Genomic DNA, 18,693 nt, shown 5'->3' with positions numbered 1-18,693 from the left:
TGCGTCAGCACGATGTTTTCCATTGAGGAGGATCGTGCGGTGTCCCTTGACGACATACGCCAAGCGAAGAAGAAGACCGTCGGCACCAACCAGACGCTCAAGGCGCTGAGGCAACCGTCTGGTCGCGTGGTGTGCGTGTATGTCGCGAAGGATGCCGAGCCGAGAGTGACGGAACCTGTGGTGCAGTTGGCGTCGAAGCTCGGGGTTCCGATTGAATGGGTCGACACCATGAGGCAACTCGGGAAGGCTTGCGGCATTGAGGTCGGCGCGGCGTCCGCCTGCATCCTGGCAGAGTAGCGGGGCTTCGCTGTGGCGTGTTTTTGTTTGCGGACCGATGAACCACCAGGGTCTGTGGTCTTGCGAGAGGGTCAACCGCGAGGATTGGAACACTTGAGAGGAGGTGCACGGGTGCCGACCATTAACCAATTGGTGCGCAAAGGCCGGAAGGCCGTCGTGAAGAAGTCCAAGGCGCCTGCGCTGCAATTCGGCTACAACAGCCAGACCAAGAAGCTGACGAACCTGCCGTCTCCGCAGAAGCGCGGCGTGTGCACGCGTGTGGGCACCATGACGCCGAAGAAGCCAAACTCGGCGTTGCGGAAGTATGCGCGTGTCCGCCTGACCAACACCATTGAGGTCACGGCGTACATCCCCGGTATCGGGCACAATTTGCAGGAGCACTCCGTCGTGCTGGTCCGCGGCGGGCGTGTCAAGGACCTGCCTGGTGTGCGCTACCACATCGTCCGCGGTGCGTTGGACGCGGCTGGCGTGAAGGATCGCATGCAGGGTCGCTCCAAGTACGGGGCGAAGCGGCCGAAGAAGTAAAGGTCTCACGGCTGCTTGAGGATTCTCGAACATCGCTTCGATGTTGATGATGTGCATGGAGACGTTGATGATGTCCTTGGAAAGGAGGGGGCAGTGTGCCGAGAAAGGGGCCCGTCCCAAAGCGTGACGTGTTGCCGGATCCCGTGTACAACAACAAGTTGGTGGCTCGCCTGATTAACAAGGTGATGGTCGACGGGAAGAAGGGCATCGCTGAGCGCATTGTGTACAAGGCGTTTGATATCATTCGTGAGCGCACCGGCAAGGATCCGATGGAGGTCTTTGAGGCGGCGCTGCGAAATGTGATGCCGGTGCTGGAGGTCAAGGCTCGCCGCGTGGGCGGTTCGAACTATCAGGTGCCTGTGGAGGTTCGGCCGGAGCGCCGCGTTTCGCTGGGTCTTCGCTGGCTGGTCCAGTACGCCCGTCTGCGGAACGAGAAAGGCATGGAATACCGTTTGGCCGCAGAGCTGATGGATGCTGCGAACAACACGGGCGGCGCGGTTCGCAAGCGCGAGGACACGCACCGCATGGCGGAAGCCAACAAGGCGTTTGCGCATTATCGCTGGTAATCTGACGGTTAGAAGGGAGGCGGCGCGATGGCACGCGCATTCCCGCTCGAGAAGACGCGGAATATCGGCATTATCGCTCACATCGATGCCGGTAAGACGACCACGACCGAGCGTATCCTGTTTTACACGGGCCGCGTCCACAAGATCGGCGAAGTGCACGAAGGTGCCGCGACGATGGACTGGATGGTCCAGGAGCAGGAGCGCGGAATCACCATCACGTCCGCCGCTACGACCTGTCAATGGAAGGGGCACCGCATTAACATCATCGACACGCCAGGCCACGTGGACTTTACAGTCGAAGTGGAGCGTTCGCTGCGCGTGCTCGACGGCGCGGTAGCGGTCTTCGACGCCAAAATGGGCGTCGAGCCCCAGTCCGAGACGGTGTGGCGGCAGGCTGACAAGTACCACGTTCCTCGTATCGCCTACGTCAACAAGATGGACATCGTGGGCGCTGACTTCCTTGGGTGCGTGGAGCAGATGAAGAAGCGCCTCGGTGCCAAGGCGGTCCCGATTCAGCTGCCCATCGGCGCGGAGGATACCTTCAAGGGGATGGTCGATCTCATCGAGATGAAGGCCATCATCTATACGGACGATCTCGGCACACGCGCCGAGAACACGGACATTCCGCCTGAGTTGCAGGCGCTTGCTGAAGAGAAGCGCGCCGAGATGATTGAGGCCGTCGCCGAAGTCAACGAGGAACTCATGATGAAGTACCTCGAGGGCGAGGAGTTGACGGTCGAAGAGATCAAGGCCGGGCTGCGCGAGGGTACGTGTAAAGGGCTTCTGTTCCCGGTCTTGTGCGGTTCGTCGTACCGCAATAAAGGCGTTCAGCCCATGTTGGATGCGGTCGTGGAGTATCTCCCGGCGCCAAACGACATCCCGGCCATCAAGGGGTTCACGCCCGACGGCCAAGAAGTGGAGCGCCACTCGTCCGACGACGAGCCGTTTGCGGCACTCGCGTTCAAGATCATGAGCGATCCGTTCGTCGGGAAGCTCGCTTTCTTCCGAGTGTACTCCGGGACGCTGCAGTCGGGTTCGTACGTCCTGAATTCGACGAAGGGCAAGCGGGAGCGCATTGGGCGTATTTTGCAGATGCACGCGAATCACCGTGAGGAGATCGATGAGGTCTACGCGGGTGACATCGCGGCTGCCGTGGGTCTCAAGGATACGACCACCGGCGACACGCTCTGCGATGAGAAGAACGTGGTGATTCTGGAGTCGATGGACTTCCCGGATCCGGTCATCTCGGTGTCTATCGAGCCGAAGACGAAGGCGGACCAGGACAAGATGGCCATCGCGCTTCAGAAGCTGGCGGAGGAAGACCCGACATTCCGGACCTACACGGATCAGGAGACGGGGCAGACCATCATCCAGGGGATGGGCGAGCTGCACCTGGAGATCATCGTCGACCGCATGCAGCGCGAATTCAAGGTCGAATGCAATGTGGGCAAGCCCCAGGTGGCATACCGCGAAACGATTACGAAGCGCGTGGATCAAGAGGGGCGTTTCGTCCGGCAGTCGGGCGGACGCGGTCAGTACGGCCACGTCAAGCTCATCTTGGAGCCGCTCGAGCGCGGGCAGGGCTTCGTGTTCGAGAACAAGATCGTCGGCGGTGTGGTGCCGAAGGAATACATCCCCGCTGTCGAAGAAGGTATCCAGGAAGCCATGCGCAACGGTGTGCTGGCGGGCTACCCGCTCGTGGATATCAAGGCCACGCTGTACGATGGTTCGTACCACGAGGTCGACTCGAGCGAGATGGCGTTCAAAATCGCTGGCTCCATGGCCCTTAAGGCTGGCGCCGAGAAGGCGGACCCCATCCTGCTTGAGCCTGTCATGCGCGTCGAGGTGACGGTGCCTGAGGAGTACATGGGCGACATCCTCGGAGACATCAACGCCCGCCGCGGCCGCGTGGAAGGCATGGAGACGCGCGGCAACGCCAGCGTCATCAAGGCATACGTGCCTCTGGCTGAGATGTTTGGTTATTCGACCTCCCTGCGATCGCGCACGCAAGGGCGCGGCACGTATTCGATGGAACTCGCCTACTACGACGAGGTTCCGCGGAACGTCGCAGAGGGGATTATTAAGAAGAACAAAGGTGAATAAGGAGTGAGTTCTGGTGGCTAAGGAAAAATTTGAGCGCACGAAACCCCACGTCAACATTGGGACCATCGGCCACGTCGACCACGGTAAGACGACGTTGACCGCTGCCATCACGACGGTGTTGGCCGCGAAGGGTAAGGCGAAGGCGCAGCGCTACGAGGACATCGATAAGGCTCCCGAGGAGCGCGAGCGCGGAATCACCATTAACACGGCGCACGTCGAGTACGAGACGGACAAGCGTCACTATGCGCACGTCGACTGCCCTGGTCACGCGGACTACGTGAAAAACATGATCACGGGTGCTGCGCAGATGGACGGCGCCATCCTCGTGGTCTCGGCCGCGGACGGCCCGATGCCGCAGACCCGCGAGCACATCCTCCTGTCCCGTCAGGTCGGTGTTCCGTACATCGTCGTCTTCCTGAACAAGTGCGACATGGTGGACGACGAAGAGCTGCTCGATCTCGTCGAGATGGAGGTTCGCGAGCTTCTCAACGAGTATGAGTTCCCCGGCGACGAAGTCCCGGTCATCCGCGGCTCTGCGCTGAAGGCTCTCGAGGGCGACCCGCAGTGGGTGGCGAAGATCGAAGAGCTGATGAATGCGGTGGACGAGTACATCCCGACGCCGGAGCGCGACACGTCGAAGCCGTTCTTGATGCCCATTGAGGACGTGTTCACCATTACGGGTCGCGGTACGGTGGCAACCGGGCGCGTCGAGCGCGGCACCCTGAAGGTCGGCGATGAGGTCGAGATCGTCGGTCTGCGCGAGGAGCGCCGCAAGACGGTTGCAACGGGTATCGAGATGTTCCGCAAGCTGCTCGATGAGGCGCAGGCGGGTGACAACATCGGTGCGCTGCTCCGCGGCGTGGAGCGCAAGGACGTCGAGCGCGGTCAGGTGCTGTGCAAGCCGGGCAGCATCAATCCCCACACGAAGTTCGAGGCTGAGGTGTACGTCCTGACGAAGGAGGAAGGTGGCCGTCACACTCCGTTCTTCAACGGCTACCGGCCGCAGTTCTATTTCCGCACCACGGACGTCACGGGCGTGGTTCAGCTGCCGGAAGGCACCGAGATGGTGATGCCTGGTGACAACGTCTCCATGACGGTGGAGCTCATTGCTCCCATCGCTGTCGAGGAGGGTACCCGCTTCTCGATCCGCGAAGGCGGGCGCACCGTTGGTGCTGGTGTCGTGACCAAGATCCTCCAATAACGTTCAGGTGCAGCAATTCCATCAGGGTGAGCGCGCGAGAAGGCGGTCAGTAGGCCGCCTTCTCGCTTGTGGAAGAGCGCCCATGTGCGCTCGTTGGAGCCTTTCGCATGGGTCACAACTCTTGTCAGGGCACAGGGCCTCTAGTATAATATCGAGCGTTGGTCTCTGAAGGCGATGAGGCGGAAGGTTGCCCATGTGTCCAGCGCCATATGGGATACCGCTGGGGGAATTTCCGCTGAGTATGTCCAACGAATTGGGCGACAAAGGAGGGAAAACATATGGCGAAGCAAAAGATCCGAATCCGCTTAAAGGCTTATGATCACACGGTGTTGGATCAGTCGGCGGAGCGCATCGTCGAAACGGCGAAACGTTCGGGTGCGAAGGTGTCCGGGCCTGTTCCGCTTCCGACGGATCGCGAGCTGTATACGATTCTTCGCGCTCCTCACAAGTACAAGGACTCGCGAGAGCAGTTTGAGATTCGCACGCACAAGCGGTTGATCGACATTCACAATCCGACGCCGCAGACGGTGGATGCGCTCATGCGCCTCGATCTGCCTTCGGGTGTGGACATCGAGATCAAGCTTTGATCATAGGGTGAAACGCGTGGATGCGTTGTAACGTGTGACGAGGAGGTGCACGCTTTGAAAGGGATTCTCGGGCGCAAACTCGGCATGACGCAGGTCTTCACTGAGGACGGAGACGTCGTGCCGGTGACGGTGATCGAGGCGGGCCCGTGCGTCGTGCTTCAGAAGCGCGTCCTGGACAAGGACGGCTATGAGGCGATTCAGTTGGGCTTTGCGGATAAGAAAGCGAGCCGGGCGACGAAGCCGGAAGTGGGTCACGCTGCGAAGGCTGGCACGGCTCCCAAGCGGTACATCCGCGAAATCCGGGGCGTGAACGTGGAGGAGTACGAGGTCGGCCAACAGGTGAAGGCGGACATTTTCGCGCCTGGCGATATCGTCGATGTGACGGGTGTATCGAAAGGTAAAGGCTTTGCAGGCCCCATTAAGCGCCACAACCAGCATCGCGGACCGATGGCGCACGGCTCGAAGTACCATCGCGGCGTGGGTTCTCTCGGCTCCATCGCGCCGAACCGCACGTTCAAGGGTCAGACCATGGCGGGTCGTATGGGCGGCGAGCGCGTGACCGTGCAAAATCTCGAGGTTGTGAAGGTTGATGCAGAGAAGAACGTGATTCTGATCAAGGGTTCTGTTCCTGGGCCCCGGAATTCGTTCGTGACGATTCGGTCTGCTGTGAAGCAACCCGTCAAGAAGTAAAGCCTGACCGAAGGGAGGAAGACGACATGCCGACAGTGGCTGTATTGAACACGGCCGGCCAGCAGGTGGGCGAGATTGAGCTGAACGAGAAGATCTTCGGCGCGCCGATCCGGCCGGATTTGATGCATATCGTGGTCCTGCAGTATCTCGCCGCTCGGCGCCGCGGGACGCACAAGACAAAGACGCGCGCGGAAGTCTCCGGTGGCGGGCGCAAGCCTTGGCGCCAAAAGGGGACAGGTCGGGCGCGGCAGGGCAGCATTCGCGCTCCGCAGTGGCGGGGTGGCGGTGTCGTGCACGGTCCGGTGCCGCGTTCGTATGCCTTTAAGGTCCCTAAGAAGGTGCGGCGCGCTGCGCTGTATAGCGCTCTGTCTTCCAAGGTGCAAGAGGGCAAGATTGTCGTGGTGGAAGGCTTGGAGTTTGAACGGCCGAAGACGAAGGACATGGTGGGCGTCCTGCGCAACCTGAACGTGGAGAAGGCGCTCATCGTCGACGGCGAGAAGAAGCAGCCGGTCTATCTATCGGCGCGCAACATTCCCAACGTGAAGTACATGGAGGCCGCGGGTCTCAACGTGTATGAACTCCTCCGTCACGACCATCTCGTGCTGACCAAGGACGCCGTTCAGAAGGTGGAGGAGGTGTTCGCCTGATGGATCCGCGCGATTTGATCAAGCGCCCGATTATCACGGAGCGCTCGACGGAATTGATGGAAGAAAACAAGTATGTGTTTGAGGTCGATCGCCGCGCGAACAAGGTCGAGATCCGTAAGGCGATTGAGAAGTTGTTCGACGTTCAGGTGGAATCCGTCCACACGATGAACGTGCGCGGCAAGAAGAAGCGGGTCGGGAAATTCGTCGGCCGTACGCCGGACTGGAAGAAGGCTATCGTGAAGCTGAAGCCCGGCTCGAAGACGATCGACTTCTTCGGCGAGTCGTGATCGCAGTCCACTGACAAGGAGGTCGTCTCGATGGGGATCAAAAAGTATCGCCCGACTTCTCCTGGCCGCCGCTTCATGTCGGTCTCGACGTTCGAAGAGATCACGACGGATAAGCCGGAGAAGTCGCTGCTCGTCCCGCTGAAGAAGAAGGCGGGGCGGAATAACCAGGGCCGCATTACCGTGCGCCATCGCGGGGGCGGTCACAAGCGGATGTACCGCATCATTGACTTCAAGCGCAACAAGGACGGCGTGCCGGCAAAGGTCGCTACCATCGAATACGATCCGAACCGGTCTGCACGCATCGCTCTGCTTCACTACCTGGATGGCGAGAAGCGCTATATCATCGCGCCGCACGGCCTCAAGGTTGGCGACGTGGTGGTCAGCGGAGAAAACGTCGATATCCGCGTCGGCAACGCGCTGCCGCTTCGGTCCATCCCGGTGGGTACCATCATCCACAACATTGAGCTCCACCCGGGACACGGCGGGCAACTGGCGCGTGCGGCAGGTGCGAGCGCCCAGCTGATGGCGAAGGAGGGCGACTACGCGCAGGTCCGGCTCGCGTCGGGCGAGGTGCGGAAGATTCATCTTTCGTGCCGTGCGACCATCGGCCAGGTGGGGAACTTGGACCACGAAAACATCACACTCGGCAAGGCTGGTCGCAGCCGCTGGCTGGGGCGCAGGCCGACGGTTCGCGGTTCTGCGATGAACCCGGTGGATCACCCGCACGGCGGTGGCGAAGGCAAGGCGCCGATTGGCCGCAAGTCGCCGATGTCACCTTGGGGTAAGCCGACGCTGGGCAAGAAGACGCGCAAGAAGAACCATCCGACGGATAAGTACATCGTGCGTCGCCGCACGAAGTAATTCGAAAGTCACGTTGACTTGGAAGGGAGGTCGTTCGCAGTGGGTCGTTCTCTGAAGAAGGGTCCGTTCTGTGACGCCCATCTCATGAAGAAGGTCGAGGCGCTGAACGCCTCGGGCGAGAAGAAGGTCATCAAGACGTGGTCGCGCCGCTCGACCATCTTCCCGCAATTCGTGGGGCACACGTTTGCAGTGCATGACGGTCGGAAGCATGTGCCAGTGTACGTCACCGAGGATATGGTCGGACACAAGCTCGGCGAATTCGTCCCGACGCGCACATTCCGCGGACACGCCGGGGATGAGAAGTCGTCGCGCTCGCGCTGACGTGATAGGAGCATACTGGGGCGGCTGGTAGAGCCCAGCCCCAAACGAAGGAGGTCGTGTCATGGCATCGACGCAGTCGGAAACGCGGACGGCTCGGGCGGTTGCGCGCTATCTTCGCATCGCTCCGCGGAAGGCTCGCCTTGTCGTCGATCTGGTGCGCGGGAAGAACGTGCAAGAGGCGCTCGCCATCCTCAAGTTCACGCCGCGAGCAGCGTCCCCGCTGGTGGAAAAGGTGCTTCGATCCGCGATGGCCAACGCGGAAAACAATCACAATATGGACGTCGATAAGCTCTACATCAAGGAGATCTACGTCGACGAGGGGCCGACGCTGAAGCGCTGGCATCCCCGCGCTCAGGGCCGTGCCTTTAGCATCTTTAAGCGCACGAGCCATATCACCGTCGTCCTGGCGGAACGGTAAGGAGGGATTGCCTGCATGGGGCAAAAAGTCAACCCAATCGGCCTTCGGATTGGGATCATCCGGGACTGGGAAGCGAAATGGTACGCCAATAAGAAGGATTATCAGGAGCTCCTCCACGAGGACCTGAAGATCCGGAACTATGTCATGCAGCGCCTCAAAGATGCGGCGATTGGTTCGGTCGAGATTGAGCGCGCGGCGAATCGGATCAACGTGACGATTCACACAGCGAAGCCCGGTATGGTCATTGGCAAGGGCGGTCAGGAGGTCGACGCGCTGCGCAACGAATTGAACAAGCTGACCGGCAAGCGCGTCCACATCTCGATTTCGGAGATCAAGCAGCCGGATCTGTGCGCGAAACTGGTGGCGGAGAGCATTGCGCAGCAGCTTGAGCGTCGTGTGGCGTTTCGCCGTGCGATGAAGCAGGCGATCCAGCGGTCGATGCGCGCAGGTGCGAAGGGCGTCCGCGTCCAGGTTTCTGGCCGGTTGGGTGGCGCTGAGATTGCTCGCACGGAAGGCTACGTGGAGGGGACGGTTCCTCTGCAGACCCTGCGGGCGGACATCGACTACGCGCTGGCGGAGGCGCATACCACGTACGGCCGCATCGGCGTGAAAGTCTGGATTTACCGGGGAGAAGTGTTGCCGAAGCGGAAGAACGCCCAGGCGGAGGCGGCTTCTGAAGCGGTTCAAGGAGGTTGATGGACCATGTTGATGCCAAAGCGCGTGAAGTACCGCAAGGAGCATCGCGGTCGCCTGAAGGGACGCGCGAAGGGCGGACGGACAGTCGCGTTTGGCGATTATGGGCTGGTAGCGCTCGAGCCCGCCTGGGTGACGAACCGGCAGATCGAGGCCGCCCGTATCGCGATGACGCGCTACATGCGCCGCGGTGGCAAGGTGTGGATCAAGATCTTTCCGTCCAAGCCCGTGACGAAAAAGCCGGCTGAGACCCGTATGGGTAGCGGTAAGGGGTCGCCGGAGATGTGGGTTGCTGTTGTGAAGCCGGGCCGCGTGTTGTTCGAAGTGGCCGGGGTGAGTGAAGAAGTGGCGCGCGAAGCAATGCGCCTTGCCGCGCACAAGCTGCCGATCAAGTGCAAGTTCGTGACTCGTGAAGAAGTGGGTGGTGACGCGAATGAAAGCAACTGAGCTTCGGAGTCTGAGTGACGAGGAGCTGAAGGCCCGCATCGACGGGCTGAAGGACGAGTTGTTTAACCTCCGCTTCCAACTCGCTACGGGTCAATTGGAGAACCCCATGCGCATTCGGCAGGTTCGCAAGGATATCGCGCGCGCAAAGACGATCCTGCGCCAACGCGAGTTGGGCATCGGCTGAGAAGGGAGGTTCTTTGTGATGGCGGAGAATGAGCGCAAACAGCGCAAGGTGCGCGTCGGCAAGGTTGTAAGCGACAAGATGGACAAGACCATCGTGGTAGCCGTCGAAGAGCGCGTGATGCACCCGCTCTACGGCAAAACGGTTCGGCGTACGAAGAAGTTTAAGGCGCACGACGAGAACAACGAGGCGAAGATCGGCGACGTCGTTCGGATTATGGAGACGCGGCCGCTCAGCAAGGAGAAGCGTTGGCGCTTGGTCGAGATTGTGGAACGCGCGGAGATTGTCTGATCGAGGCGCCTGCTGAAGGGAGGATATGGCGATGATTCAACCGCAAACGCGGCTTGTGGTTGCTGACAACTCGGGCGCAAAGGAGATCATGTGCTTCCGCGTGCTCGGCGGTTCCAATCGCAAATACGCGAACATCGGCGACGTGATCGTGGCGTCCGTCAAGAGTGCAACACCCGGGGGCGTTGTCAAGAAGGGCGACGTCGTGAAGGCGGTCATCGTGCGGAGTAAGCGTGGGATTCGCCGGAGCGACGGCTCGTATATCCGGTTTGACGAGAACGCTGCTGTGATCATCCGCGATGACAAGAGCCCGCGCGGGACGCGTATCTTTGGTCCGGTCGCGCGCGAGTTGCGCGATCGCGACTTCATGAAGATCATCTCGTTGGCACCCGAGGTGCTGTGACCGGAAGGCCGGAAGGAGGGGGTGTGACCGTGCCAAAGCTGCGTGTGAAGACCGGCGATAAAGTGGTCGTGATCGCAGGCAAGGACAAGTCGAAGCAGGGGCGAATCCTGAAGGTGTATCCGAAGGAGGGCCGTGTGGTCGTCGAAGGCGTGAACATCGTGAAGCGCCACACGAAGCCGAATCCACAGCATCCCGAGGGTGGGATTGTGGAGAAAGAGGCCCCCATTCACGTGTCGAACGTGATGATTGTGGATCCGAAGACGGGCGAGCCCACGCGCGTGGGATATAAATTCCTCGAGGACGGGCGTAAGGTCCGGTACGCGAAAAAGTCTGGCGAAATCCTTGACTGAGTAGCCAGGTGAAAGGAGGGAACAGCGTTGGCTCGTTTGTTGGAGAAATACCGGACCCAAGTGGTTCCGGCACTGATGAAGCAGTTCAACTACAAAAATCCGCTGCAGGTTCCGCGGCTTGAGAAGATTGTGATCAACATGGGGCTCGGCGAGGCGACGCAAAACCCGAAGGTGATCGACGCGGCGGTGGAAGACCTGCGCGCCATCTCGGGACAGCAGCCGGTCGTCACGCGGGCGAAGAAGTCGATTGCAGGTTTCCGCCTGCGTCAGGGCATGCCCATCGGCGTGAAGGTCACGCTGCGTGGGGAGCGGATGTATCACTTCCTGGATAAGCTGATGAATCTCGCGCTTCCGCGCGTTCGCGACTTCCGCGGCGTGTCGCCGCGTTCGTTCGACGGCCGAGGGAACTACACGCTAGGCCTGCGCGAGCAGTTGATCTTCCCGGAAATCGACTACGACAAGATCGATAAGGTCCGCGGTCTGGAAGTCGTGATGGTCACGACTGCGAAGACGGACGAAGAAGCGCGCGCGCTTTTGACCGAACTGGGAATGCCGTTTCGCCAGTAATGAAGAGGGAGGTCCTACGGTGGCCAAGAAGTCGATGATTATCAAGGCGCAGCGGAAGCCGAAGTTCAGCACCCGCGCGTACACCCGGTGCCGCATCTGCGGTCGGCCGCACTCGGTGTATCGCAAGTTTGGCGTGTGCCGCATCTGCTTCCGCGAGCTGGCATACAAGGGACAGTTGCCTGGCGTCAAGAAGGCCAGTTGGTAATCGGGAAGTGGAAGGAGGCGAGCTCGCATGATGACGGATCCGATTGCAGATATGCTCACGCGTATTCGCAACGCGAACCTCGTTCGCCACGAGAAGGTAGAGGTTCCGGCTTCGAAGGTGAAGCGTGCGATCGCGGAGATCTTGAAAAACGAGGGCTACATCCGGGACGCCGAGTACATCCAGGACGGCCCGCAAGGCACCATCCGGCTGTTCCTGAAGTACGGAAAGAACAATGAGCGCGTGATCACCGGTCTGAAGCGAATTTCGAAGCCGGGTCGCCGCGTGTACGTGGGTCATGAGGACCTGCCGCGCGTTCTGGGCGGACTTGGAATCGCGATTATCTCGACGTCGAAGGGGATCATGACGGACCGCGAAGCGCGCAAGCTTGGCATCGGCGGCGAGGTCATCTGTTACGTGTGGTAAGTCGGGACGACGGGAGGTGCAGGAAATGTCTCGTATTGGTCGCAAGCCCATTCCGATCCCGGCAGGGGTCGAAGTGTCGGTCAACGGCACGGAAGTGACGGTGAAAGGGCCCAAGGGCCAGCTCACGCGCCGCGTGCACCCAGAGATGAGGGTCATCGTGCAGGACAATCAGGTCATCGTGGAGCGCCCGTCCGATGAGAAGCTGCATCGCGCACTGCACGGCACGACGCGCAGCGTGATCGCCAATATGGTGGAAGGCGTGACGAACGGGTACACGAAGAGCCTGGAGCTGGTGGGCGTCGGGTATCGCGCGGCGAAGCAGGGCAACAAGGTGACGCTGTCCGTTGGGTTTTCTCACCCGGTGGACCTCCCGCAGGTGGAGGGCATCGAGGTGGAGGTGCCGGCGCAGAACAAGATCGTCGTCCGGGGCATCGACAAGGAGCTCGTCGGCATTTACGCGGCAAAAGTCAGGTCCATCCGGCCGCCCGAGCCATACAAGGGCAAAGGCATTCGTTACGAAGGGGAAAACGTGCGGCGCAAGGTCGGTAAGACCGGTAAGAAGTGATGCCGGCGGCTGCGCCGCGTGAGCAAAGGAGTGAACAGCGTGATTACGAAGCCAAACCGCAACGAAACGCGCAAGCGGCGTCACGTGCGGGTTCGGGCCAAGGTGTTCGGAACGCCCGAACGGCCGCGGCTGAACGTGTTCCGGTCGAATAAGCACATTTACGCGCAGCTGATCGACGACACCGTTGGGCACACCATCGCGGCTGCATCGAGCCTGGAGAAGGGCTTCGAGGGCAACGGCGGCAACGTGGAAGGTGCGCGCAAGGTCGGACGCATGATCGCGGAGCGCGCGCTTGCGAAAGGCTACAAGAAGGTCGTGTTCGACCGCGGCGGATACCTGTACCACGGGCGCGTGCGGGCGCTTGCAGACGCTGCACGTGAAGCGGGGCTTGACTTCTAAACAAGAGGGAGGAAGGTGTACACGTGCGCATTGACCCGAATCAATTGGAGCTGACGGAGCGGGTTGTCCATGTGAACCGCGTGGCCAAGGTCGTCAAAGGCGGACGGCGCTTTTCGTTCTCGGCACTCGTGGTGGTGGGCGACGGCCAAGGGCATGTGGGCGCGGGCCTCGGCAAGGCGCAAGAGGTTCCGGATGCCATTCGCAAGGGCATTGAGGATGCGAAAAAGCATCTCATCGAGGTGCCCATCCGGAAGACCACCATTCCGCACGAGGCGCTCGGCCACTTTGGCGCAGGGAAGGTCCTCATCAAGCCGGCCCCCCCGGGCAGCGGCGTGATCGCAGGTGGACCGGTGCGCGCCGTCCTCGAGTTGGCTGGTATCAAGGATATCGTCACCAAGTCGCTTGGGTCGAACAACCCCATCAACATGGTGCATGCGACCATCGACGCGCTGAAGCAGCTGAAGCGGCCGGAGGAAGTCGCGCGGCTTCGCGGAAAGTCGCTTGAAGAGATTCTGTAAAGAGGAGGCGTACACGGTGGCGAAGAAGCTTGCAATTCGGCTCGTTCACAGCCCCAACGGACGCCAACCCGTGCAGCGCAAGACGGCCGCGGCACTTGGGTTCCGCAAGTTGTACCAGACAGTCGTGCGGGAGGACACGCCGGTCATTCGCGGCATGGTGAACCGCATTCGTCATTTGGTTGAAGTGACTGAGGTCGACGAGTAAGAGGGGGGTGTGACGGATGAAACTGCATGAGCTGAAGCCCGCTGAAGGTTCCAAGCACCGCAAAAAGCGCGTGGGCCGCGGCACGAGCTCCGGGCACGGGAAGACGTCCACGCGCGGCACGAAGGGCCAGTGGGCGCGATCCGGCGGTGGCGTTCGCCCGGGATTCGAAGGTGGTCAGACGCCGCTGTTCCGGCGCCTGCCGAAGCGCGGGTTCACCAATGCCCGCTTCAAGAAGGTGTATGCGACGGTCAACGTGGATCGCCTGAACGTCTTCCCCGCCGGGACGGTGGTGACGCCGGAGCTGTTGCTCGAGCGCCGGATCATTCGCGAACCGCTAGACGGTCTCAAGATTCTCGGCAAGGGCGAGTTGCAGGTGAGCCTGACGGTGAAAGCCCACGCGTTCTCATCCTCGGCGCAGGCGAAGATTGAGGCCGCGGGTGGCACCGTCGAGGTGATCTGACGTGTGGCAGGCCATCGCCAACCTATGGCGTCTGAAGCACCTGCGCAAACGGATCCTGTTCACGCTGATGGTTCTTGCCGTGTACCGGATTGGGACCTACATTCCGGTGCCCGGCATGAACGTGAGCGCCTTGAATGCGGGAGCCGGAAACAACGCGCTGTTCAGCTTGTTGAACATGTTTTCCGGCGGCGCATTCTATCGCTTTTCGATCTTCGCGATGAGTGTCACGCCGTACATCACCGCGTCGATCATCGTCCAGTTGTTGCAGTCGGGCGTGATCCCGCGGTTTGAGGAGTGGCAGAAAGAGGGCGAGTCAGGGCGGCAGAAGCTGACCCAGGTCACCCGCTATCTGACCGTGGCTCTCGGTCTGCTGCAGGCCGCGGGCTTCACGTATATGTTTGCGCGATCAGGGCTTTTGCTGCCGGGGGCCAACAACTGGTGGTCGTACGTCGTGATTGTCGTCACGCTGACGGCCGGTGACACGCTTCTCATGTGGTTCGGCGAGATGATCACGGAGAAGGGCGTCGGCAACGGCATCTCGCTTCTCATTTTCACGAGCATCCTGTCTCGCTTCTCGACTCTCGGGCAAGAGGTTTACGCCAACTGGTTCATGAATCAGTCTGGCCACCTCTTTCTCGGGATCTTGAAGACGCTGATCCTCATCGCGGGGATCGTCGTCATCTTCGCGCTGATCGTATTTGTCCAGCAGGCGGAACGAAAGATTCCGGTGCAGTACGCGAAGCGCGTGGTGGGGCGGACGGTGTATTCGGGCCAGCAGTCGTACATCCCCATCAAGTTGCTCGCGGCTGGCGTGATCCCGGTGATTTTCGCCATTTCGCTTCTGTTTCTGCCGTATACGATCGCGTCGTACTTTCAATCGCATCACTGGGCCGAGTTCATTCTGCGCTATCTGAGCCCGCAGACCGGGTGGTTCATGGGCGCGGAAGTGATTCTCATCATCTTGTTCACGTTCTTCTACACGCACGTTCAGATCAACCCGCAACAGCTGGCGGAGCAACTGCAGAAGCATGCGGGCTTCATTCCTGGCGTGCGGCCAGGCCATGAGACCGAGATGTACATCGTGAAGGTGATCAACCGGGTCACCGTGTTCGGTTCCGTGTTCCTGGGCGTGATTTCCGTATTGCCGTTCATTCTTCTGGGCGCCATGAACCTCACCGACTACAACATTCAAGGCACGTCGCTCATTATTCTTGTCGGCGTTGCGCTGCAGACGATGCAGCAGATGGAAGGCCAACTGCTCCAGCGCCAGTACCGGGGATTCATCCGCGAGTGACAGTGCATGCGCACGTCGTTCGTGCAAGGAGGGGGATGTCCGTGCAGGTCATTTTGATTGGATTGCCGGGCGCCGGAAAGGGAACGCAGGCCGCGAAGATTCAAGCGGAGTTCGGCATTCCCCACGTCTCGACGGGAGACATGTTTCGGCAAGCTATCGCGTCAGGGACCGATCTCGGCCGACAAGTGAAGGCGTATCTCGACGCCGGGCGCTTGGTGCCTGATGAGACCACTGTCGCGGTGGTGCGCGACAGGCTGCAGAAGCCGGACGCGGAGAAAGGGTTTCTGCTCGATGGCTTCCCGCGGACGGTTCCGCAGGCGCGGGCACTCGATGACCTGCTTCAGGAGCTGGGAAAGCCGCTCGACTGCGTCCTGTACATCCACGTCGACCCTTCGGTGCTCAAGGAACGCTTGACGGGGCGCCGCATATGTCGGTCCTGTGGGGCGACGTACCACGTGAAGTTCCAGCCGCCGAAGGTAGAGGGGATCTGCGACGTGTGCGGCGGCGAGCTGTACCAACGCCCCGACGATACCGAGGAGGCGGTCGCGACTCGCCTTGAGCAGTTCAAGCAGACGGAACCCCTCATTGCGTACTATGAGGAGCGGGGACTGCTCAAGCGGATCGACGGGGAGCAGCCGATCGAGAAGGTACACGAGGACGTCGTCGCGGCCCTGGCCCCGTTTAAGAGGTGAAGCAGAGCGCGATGGGTGCACCTCGGGAACTCCCTCCGATCGGTTCGTACGTCGAGGTGATCCAAGGGCGGGACGCAGGTCTCGTCGCGGTGGTCCTCGCCCACGAGGGCGACCGATTCGTGCGCATTGCCGACGGTGACGTGCGCCGCGTCGAGAAGCCCAAGAAGAAGAATGTCGCCCATGTTCGGAGAATTCATCGGATGGCTGAAGGCATTGCCCAGAAGCTCATGGAAGGCGGCCGCGTGACGAATGCGGAGCTCCGCCACGCGGTGAGAATGTTGTTGGAGGCGCAAACGGCAAACGGACAAGAACGTGAACAAGGGGGGACATGAGATGGCAAAGGACGATGTGATTGAAGTCGAAGGCACGGTTATCGAACCGCTGCCGAACGCGATGTTCCGCGTGGAGCTGGAGAACGGGCACAAGGTGCTGGCGCACGTGTCGGGGAAGATCAGGATGCACTACATTAAGATCCTCCCCGGCGATCGCGTCACAGTTGAGTTGTCGCCGTATGATCTGACCCGTGGCAGGATTACGTACCGCTACAAGTAATGGAGTGCTGGCATTCGCGGAGTCGTTGCGGTATGATACCGCAAGTGGAGGAGGGGTAAGAGTGAAAGTCCGTCCTTCCGTCAAGCCCATGTGCGAGAAATGCAAAGTGATTCGCCGCAAGGGCAACGTGATGGTGATCTGCGAGAACCCAAAACACAAGCAGCGCCAGGGCTGACCATAGGAACCGCCACGGCGGGTTCGTTCGGGGCTTCCACGAAGACAGCGCGGCTGGTCCTTCCACGCGACCTGCGGCTGCATCGCACATGCGCCCGCGGGTGAGCGTGAAGGGACTGTCTTCGTGTTTGCATACAAATCACTGATGGAGTCGCTGGACTGGGCAGAACACGCGAGGCGCGGTCCTGTACAAGCCCAGCGCGGACGAAGCACATTGGAGGTGCAGTCTGTACATGGCACGTATTGCCGGCGTCGACTTGCCGCGCGATAAGCGCGTCGAGATCGGACTGACGTACATCTACGGCATCGGCCGCACGACGTCCAACAAGATCCTCGCGGCCACGGGCATTGATCCGAACAAGCGTGTCCGGGATCTCACCGAGGACGAAGTGGTTCGGTTGCGCGAAGAGATCGAGCGCAACTACAAGGTCGAGGGCGATCTTCGCCGAGAAGTGGCGATGAACATCAAGCGGCTGATTGATATCGGCTGCTATCGGGGTATCCGTCACCGCCGCGGGCTGCCAGTGCGCGGGCAGCGCACGAAGACGAATGCGCGCACGCGGAAAGGTCCGCGTCGCACGGTCGCAGGCAAGAAGAAGTAATCTCTGGAGGTGTCATCGTTGGCAAACAAGGTCACCAAGCGCCGTGGCTCGTCGACGAGTGCTCGCCCGCGCCGCCGCGATCGGAAGAACATCGAGGTGGGCGTGGCCCACATCAAGTCGACGTTCAACAATACCATCGTGAGCATCACGGACCCGGCTGGCAACGTGATCTCGTGGGCATCTGCCGGCACGGTGGGCTTCAAGGGATCGCGCAAGAGTACGCCGTATGCTGCGCAGCTCGCAGCTGAGGCGGCGGCGCGTTCCGCCATGGAGCACGGGATGAAGTCTGTCGAGGTGTTGGTGAAGGGCCCGGGTGCCGGCCGTGAGGCTGCGATTCGCTCGCTTCAGGCAGCAGGGCTTGAGATCACCGGAATTCGAGACGTCACGCCCATCCCGCACAATGGGTGCCGTCCGCCGAAGCGCCGCCGCGTCTGACGAGGCGTTGGGATTCAGGGGTTGACCAGGTATAACAACTATTGGAGGTGTCCATCCTAGAATGGCAAGGTATACAGGGCCCGTGTGCCGTCTGTGCCGCCGCGAGGGCATCAAGCTCTACCTGAAAGGTGAGCGATGCTTCAGCGAGAAGTGCGCTGTCGACAAGCGGCCGTACGCACCGGGACAACATGGACAAGGTCGCAAGCGCACCACGGAATACGGCATGCAGCTGCGGGAGAAGCAAAAGGCTCGCCGTTACTACGGGGTGCTGGAGAACCAATTTGAACGTTATTACGAGGAAGCCGCTCGCCGTCGCGGGGTGACAGGTGAGACGTTGCTCCAGCTGCTCGAGAGCCGCCTGGATAATGTCGTGTACCGGCTTGGCTTTGCGGCGTCCCGCGCGGAGGCTCGCCAGTTGGTGCGCCATGGTCACATTCAGGTGAACGGCCGGCGTGTAGACATTCCTTCGTTCCTGGTGAAGGAGGGCGACGTCGTGTCGGTTCGCGAGAAGAGCCGCGACAACGCCCGCCTGAAGGAACTCGCCGAACTCATTCCGAGCCGCACCATCCCGGCTTGGCTCGAGCTCGACGCCGAAAACTGGACGGCGAAGGTTTTGCGCCGCCCTGCGCGCGACGAGATCGACGCCCCGGTGCAGGAGCAGCAGATCGTCGAGTTCTACTCTCGTTAATGCGGGGTGAACGCTGGATCGTCTAGCCAGCTCCGAGCGTCGACGAGTA

34 protein-coding genes are annotated in these 18,693 nt (G+C 60.8%); all 34 read left to right on the top strand.

Annotation, left to right across the window (positions count from 1 at the left end; all coding sequences use genetic code 11):
* Positions 1-39 precede the first annotated feature (39 nt).
* The 34 genes from AC27E8_RS09840 to rpsD all read left to right on the top strand — a co-directional run bounded on the left by AC27E8_RS09840 (position 40) and on the right by rpsD (position 18,644).
* On the top strand, positions 40-297 hold the full coding sequence (locus tag AC27E8_RS09840; protein ID WP_008339811.1) for a ribosomal L7Ae/L30e/S12e/Gadd45 family protein: 258 nt from the start codon (positions 40-42) through the stop codon (positions 295-297).
* Between the two features lie 111 nt (positions 298-408).
* Positions 409-822 (top strand): 30S ribosomal protein S12, encoded by a 414-nt coding sequence (rpsL, locus tag AC27E8_RS09835; protein WP_008339808.1) that lies wholly within the window; start codon positions 409-411, stop codon positions 820-822.
* A 95-nt stretch (positions 823-917) separates the two neighbouring features.
* Positions 918-1,388 (top strand): 30S ribosomal protein S7, encoded by a 471-nt coding sequence (rpsG, locus tag AC27E8_RS09830; RefSeq protein ID WP_041695513.1) that lies wholly within the window; start codon positions 918-920, stop codon positions 1,386-1,388.
* A gap of 27 nt (positions 1,389-1,415) precedes the next feature.
* Positions 1,416-3,491, top strand: a complete 2,076-nt coding sequence (gene fusA / locus AC27E8_RS09825; protein ID WP_487099141.1) for an elongation factor G — start codon at positions 1,416-1,418, stop codon at positions 3,489-3,491.
* Positions 3,492-3,504: 13 nt separating this feature from the next.
* Entirely contained in the window at positions 3,505-4,692 is a 1,188-nt protein-coding gene (gene tuf / locus AC27E8_RS09820; RefSeq protein ID WP_014465735.1) for an elongation factor Tu, read from the top strand.
* Positions 4,693-4,970: 278 nt separating this feature from the next.
* The gene (rpsJ, locus tag AC27E8_RS09815) at positions 4,971-5,279 is read left to right on the top strand and encodes a 30S ribosomal protein S10 (protein WP_008339792.1); all 309 of its coding nucleotides are present in this window, start codon (positions 4,971-4,973) and stop codon (positions 5,277-5,279) included.
* A 54-nt stretch (positions 5,280-5,333) separates the two neighbouring features.
* On the top strand, positions 5,334-5,969 hold the full coding sequence (gene rplC, locus AC27E8_RS09810; RefSeq protein WP_081462294.1) for a 50S ribosomal protein L3: 636 nt from the start codon (positions 5,334-5,336) through the stop codon (positions 5,967-5,969).
* A 26-nt stretch (positions 5,970-5,995) separates the two neighbouring features.
* Positions 5,996-6,616 carry a 50S ribosomal protein L4 gene (gene rplD, locus AC27E8_RS09805; RefSeq protein WP_008339787.1) on the top strand — a complete coding sequence of 207 codons (621 nt, stop codon included), beginning with the start codon at positions 5,996-5,998 and terminating at the stop codon, positions 6,614-6,616.
* Positions 6,616-6,903, top strand: a complete 288-nt coding sequence (gene rplW / locus AC27E8_RS09800) for a 50S ribosomal protein L23 (protein ID WP_012811930.1) — start codon at positions 6,616-6,618, stop codon at positions 6,901-6,903. The genes rplD and rplW overlap by 1 nt, the downstream gene beginning before the upstream one ends.
* Positions 6,904-6,933: 30 nt before the next feature.
* Positions 6,934-7,764, top strand: a complete 831-nt coding sequence (gene rplB / locus AC27E8_RS09795; protein ID WP_014465732.1) for a 50S ribosomal protein L2 — start codon at positions 6,934-6,936, stop codon at positions 7,762-7,764.
* 39 nt (positions 7,765-7,803) lie between these two features.
* Positions 7,804-8,085: a 30S ribosomal protein S19 gene (rpsS, locus tag AC27E8_RS09790; RefSeq protein WP_008339784.1), complete on the top strand. Its 282-nt coding sequence runs from the start codon at positions 7,804-7,806 to the stop codon at positions 8,083-8,085.
* A 61-nt stretch (positions 8,086-8,146) separates the two neighbouring features.
* Complete coding sequence (gene rplV, locus AC27E8_RS09785; protein WP_014465730.1) at positions 8,147-8,503, top strand: 50S ribosomal protein L22; 357 nt, start codon at positions 8,147-8,149, stop codon at positions 8,501-8,503.
* A gap of 15 nt (positions 8,504-8,518) precedes the next feature.
* The gene (gene rpsC, locus AC27E8_RS09780; RefSeq protein ID WP_012811927.1) at positions 8,519-9,199 is read left to right on the top strand and encodes a 30S ribosomal protein S3; all 681 of its coding nucleotides are present in this window, start codon (positions 8,519-8,521) and stop codon (positions 9,197-9,199) included.
* Positions 9,200-9,205: 6 nt separating this feature from the next.
* Complete coding sequence (gene rplP, locus AC27E8_RS09775) at positions 9,206-9,643, top strand: 50S ribosomal protein L16 (protein ID WP_487099142.1); 438 nt, start codon at positions 9,206-9,208, stop codon at positions 9,641-9,643.
* Positions 9,630-9,827: a 50S ribosomal protein L29 gene (gene rpmC / locus AC27E8_RS09770; RefSeq protein WP_008339776.1), complete on the top strand. Its 198-nt coding sequence runs from the start codon at positions 9,630-9,632 to the stop codon at positions 9,825-9,827. The genes rplP and rpmC overlap by 14 nt, the downstream gene beginning before the upstream one ends.
* Positions 9,828-9,845: 18 nt before the next feature.
* The gene (gene rpsQ, locus AC27E8_RS09765) at positions 9,846-10,115 is read left to right on the top strand and encodes a 30S ribosomal protein S17 (RefSeq protein WP_008339774.1); all 270 of its coding nucleotides are present in this window, start codon (positions 9,846-9,848) and stop codon (positions 10,113-10,115) included.
* Positions 10,116-10,146: 31 nt separating this feature from the next.
* Positions 10,147-10,515 carry a 50S ribosomal protein L14 gene (gene rplN / locus AC27E8_RS09760; RefSeq protein ID WP_008339772.1) on the top strand — a complete coding sequence of 123 codons (369 nt, stop codon included), beginning with the start codon at positions 10,147-10,149 and terminating at the stop codon, positions 10,513-10,515.
* Positions 10,516-10,553: 38 nt separating this feature from the next.
* Positions 10,554-10,865, top strand: a complete 312-nt coding sequence (gene rplX, locus AC27E8_RS09755; protein ID WP_035469237.1) for a 50S ribosomal protein L24 — start codon at positions 10,554-10,556, stop codon at positions 10,863-10,865.
* 27 nt (positions 10,866-10,892) lie between these two features.
* Complete coding sequence (gene rplE / locus AC27E8_RS09750) at positions 10,893-11,432, top strand: 50S ribosomal protein L5 (RefSeq protein ID WP_041695512.1); 540 nt, start codon at positions 10,893-10,895, stop codon at positions 11,430-11,432.
* A gap of 19 nt (positions 11,433-11,451) precedes the next feature.
* Positions 11,452-11,637 carry a type Z 30S ribosomal protein S14 gene (locus AC27E8_RS09745; protein ID WP_008339767.1) on the top strand — a complete coding sequence of 62 codons (186 nt, stop codon included), beginning with the start codon at positions 11,452-11,454 and terminating at the stop codon, positions 11,635-11,637.
* 27 nt (positions 11,638-11,664) lie between these two features.
* Positions 11,665-12,060: a 30S ribosomal protein S8 gene (gene rpsH / locus AC27E8_RS09740; RefSeq protein ID WP_014465724.1), complete on the top strand. Its 396-nt coding sequence runs from the start codon at positions 11,665-11,667 to the stop codon at positions 12,058-12,060.
* Positions 12,061-12,085: 25 nt separating this feature from the next.
* Entirely contained in the window at positions 12,086-12,625 is a 540-nt protein-coding gene (rplF, locus tag AC27E8_RS09735; RefSeq protein ID WP_487099143.1) for a 50S ribosomal protein L6, read from the top strand.
* 39 nt (positions 12,626-12,664) lie between these two features.
* Positions 12,665-13,024 carry a 50S ribosomal protein L18 gene (rplR, locus tag AC27E8_RS09730; RefSeq protein WP_487099144.1) on the top strand — a complete coding sequence of 120 codons (360 nt, stop codon included), beginning with the start codon at positions 12,665-12,667 and terminating at the stop codon, positions 13,022-13,024.
* A gap of 23 nt (positions 13,025-13,047) precedes the next feature.
* Positions 13,048-13,542 (top strand): 30S ribosomal protein S5, encoded by a 495-nt coding sequence (gene rpsE / locus AC27E8_RS09725; protein WP_487099145.1) that lies wholly within the window; start codon positions 13,048-13,050, stop codon positions 13,540-13,542.
* Positions 13,543-13,558: 16 nt separating this feature from the next.
* The gene (gene rpmD, locus AC27E8_RS09720) at positions 13,559-13,747 is read left to right on the top strand and encodes a 50S ribosomal protein L30 (RefSeq protein ID WP_014465720.1); all 189 of its coding nucleotides are present in this window, start codon (positions 13,559-13,561) and stop codon (positions 13,745-13,747) included.
* 16 nt (positions 13,748-13,763) lie between these two features.
* Positions 13,764-14,207: a 50S ribosomal protein L15 gene (gene rplO, locus AC27E8_RS09715; RefSeq protein ID WP_008339756.1), complete on the top strand. Its 444-nt coding sequence runs from the start codon at positions 13,764-13,766 to the stop codon at positions 14,205-14,207.
* Position 14,208: 1 nt separating this feature from the next.
* A complete protein-coding gene (gene secY, locus AC27E8_RS09710) occupies positions 14,209-15,501 on the top strand; it encodes a preprotein translocase subunit SecY (protein ID WP_012811922.1) in 1,293 nt (430 codons plus the stop codon).
* 41 nt (positions 15,502-15,542) lie between these two features.
* Positions 15,543-16,193: an adenylate kinase gene (locus AC27E8_RS09705; protein ID WP_487099146.1), complete on the top strand. Its 651-nt coding sequence runs from the start codon at positions 15,543-15,545 to the stop codon at positions 16,191-16,193.
* Between the two features lie 11 nt (positions 16,194-16,204).
* Positions 16,205-16,525 carry a KOW domain-containing RNA-binding protein gene (locus tag AC27E8_RS09700; protein ID WP_487099147.1) on the top strand — a complete coding sequence of 107 codons (321 nt, stop codon included), beginning with the start codon at positions 16,205-16,207 and terminating at the stop codon, positions 16,523-16,525.
* Between the two features lies 1 nt (position 16,526).
* Positions 16,527-16,745: a translation initiation factor IF-1 gene (infA, locus tag AC27E8_RS09695; RefSeq protein ID WP_006445797.1), complete on the top strand. Its 219-nt coding sequence runs from the start codon at positions 16,527-16,529 to the stop codon at positions 16,743-16,745.
* A gap of 61 nt (positions 16,746-16,806) precedes the next feature.
* Positions 16,807-16,920 carry a 50S ribosomal protein L36 gene (gene rpmJ / locus AC27E8_RS09690; RefSeq protein ID WP_008339738.1) on the top strand — a complete coding sequence of 38 codons (114 nt, stop codon included), beginning with the start codon at positions 16,807-16,809 and terminating at the stop codon, positions 16,918-16,920.
* 232 nt (positions 16,921-17,152) lie between these two features.
* Positions 17,153-17,521 carry a 30S ribosomal protein S13 gene (gene rpsM, locus AC27E8_RS09685; protein WP_012811919.1) on the top strand — a complete coding sequence of 123 codons (369 nt, stop codon included), beginning with the start codon at positions 17,153-17,155 and terminating at the stop codon, positions 17,519-17,521.
* A gap of 18 nt (positions 17,522-17,539) precedes the next feature.
* Positions 17,540-17,956, top strand: a complete 417-nt coding sequence (rpsK, locus tag AC27E8_RS09680; protein ID WP_008339734.1) for a 30S ribosomal protein S11 — start codon at positions 17,540-17,542, stop codon at positions 17,954-17,956.
* A gap of 61 nt (positions 17,957-18,017) precedes the next feature.
* Positions 18,018-18,644: a 30S ribosomal protein S4 gene (gene rpsD, locus AC27E8_RS09675; protein ID WP_012811918.1), complete on the top strand. Its 627-nt coding sequence runs from the start codon at positions 18,018-18,020 to the stop codon at positions 18,642-18,644.
* Positions 18,645-18,693 lie beyond the last annotated feature (49 nt).

The organism is Alicyclobacillus sp. CIJ1 (assembly GCF_057538885.1).
Note: the sequence above shows the minus strand (reverse complement) of the source record. Positions and strands in the feature narration are given on the sequence as shown.

Coding starts and splice junctions, on each gene's coding strand:
- rpsJ (WP_008339792.1), top strand. CDS start 4,971: ATGGCGAAGCAAAAGATCCGAATCCGCTTAAAGGCTTATGATCACACG.
- rplO (WP_008339756.1), top strand. CDS start 13,764: ATGAAACTGCATGAGCTGAAGCCCGCTGAAGGTTCCAAGCACCGCAAA.
- rpsM (WP_012811919.1), top strand. CDS start 17,153: ATGGCACGTATTGCCGGCGTCGACTTGCCGCGCGATAAGCGCGTCGAG.
- rplW (WP_012811930.1), top strand. CDS start 6,616: ATGGATCCGCGCGATTTGATCAAGCGCCCGATTATCACGGAGCGCTCG.
- fusA (WP_487099141.1), top strand. CDS start 1,416: ATGGCACGCGCATTCCCGCTCGAGAAGACGCGGAATATCGGCATTATC.
- AC27E8_RS09700 (WP_487099147.1), top strand. CDS start 16,205: ATGGGTGCACCTCGGGAACTCCCTCCGATCGGTTCGTACGTCGAGGTG.
- rpmC (WP_008339776.1), top strand. CDS start 9,630: ATGAAAGCAACTGAGCTTCGGAGTCTGAGTGACGAGGAGCTGAAGGCC.
- rplP (WP_487099142.1), top strand. CDS start 9,206: ATGTTGATGCCAAAGCGCGTGAAGTACCGCAAGGAGCATCGCGGTCGC.
- rplF (WP_487099143.1), top strand. CDS start 12,086: ATGTCTCGTATTGGTCGCAAGCCCATTCCGATCCCGGCAGGGGTCGAA.
- rplV (WP_014465730.1), top strand. CDS start 8,147: ATGGCATCGACGCAGTCGGAAACGCGGACGGCTCGGGCGGTTGCGCGC.
- infA (WP_006445797.1), top strand. CDS start 16,527: ATGGCAAAGGACGATGTGATTGAAGTCGAAGGCACGGTTATCGAACCG.
- rpsD (WP_012811918.1), top strand. CDS start 18,018: ATGGCAAGGTATACAGGGCCCGTGTGCCGTCTGTGCCGCCGCGAGGGC.
- rpsQ (WP_008339774.1), top strand. CDS start 9,846: ATGGCGGAGAATGAGCGCAAACAGCGCAAGGTGCGCGTCGGCAAGGTT.
- rpsH (WP_014465724.1), top strand. CDS start 11,665: ATGATGACGGATCCGATTGCAGATATGCTCACGCGTATTCGCAACGCG.
- rplD (WP_008339787.1), top strand. CDS start 5,996: ATGCCGACAGTGGCTGTATTGAACACGGCCGGCCAGCAGGTGGGCGAG.
- rplB (WP_014465732.1), top strand. CDS start 6,934: ATGGGGATCAAAAAGTATCGCCCGACTTCTCCTGGCCGCCGCTTCATG.
- rpsC (WP_012811927.1), top strand. CDS start 8,519: ATGGGGCAAAAAGTCAACCCAATCGGCCTTCGGATTGGGATCATCCGG.
- rplN (WP_008339772.1), top strand. CDS start 10,147: ATGATTCAACCGCAAACGCGGCTTGTGGTTGCTGACAACTCGGGCGCA.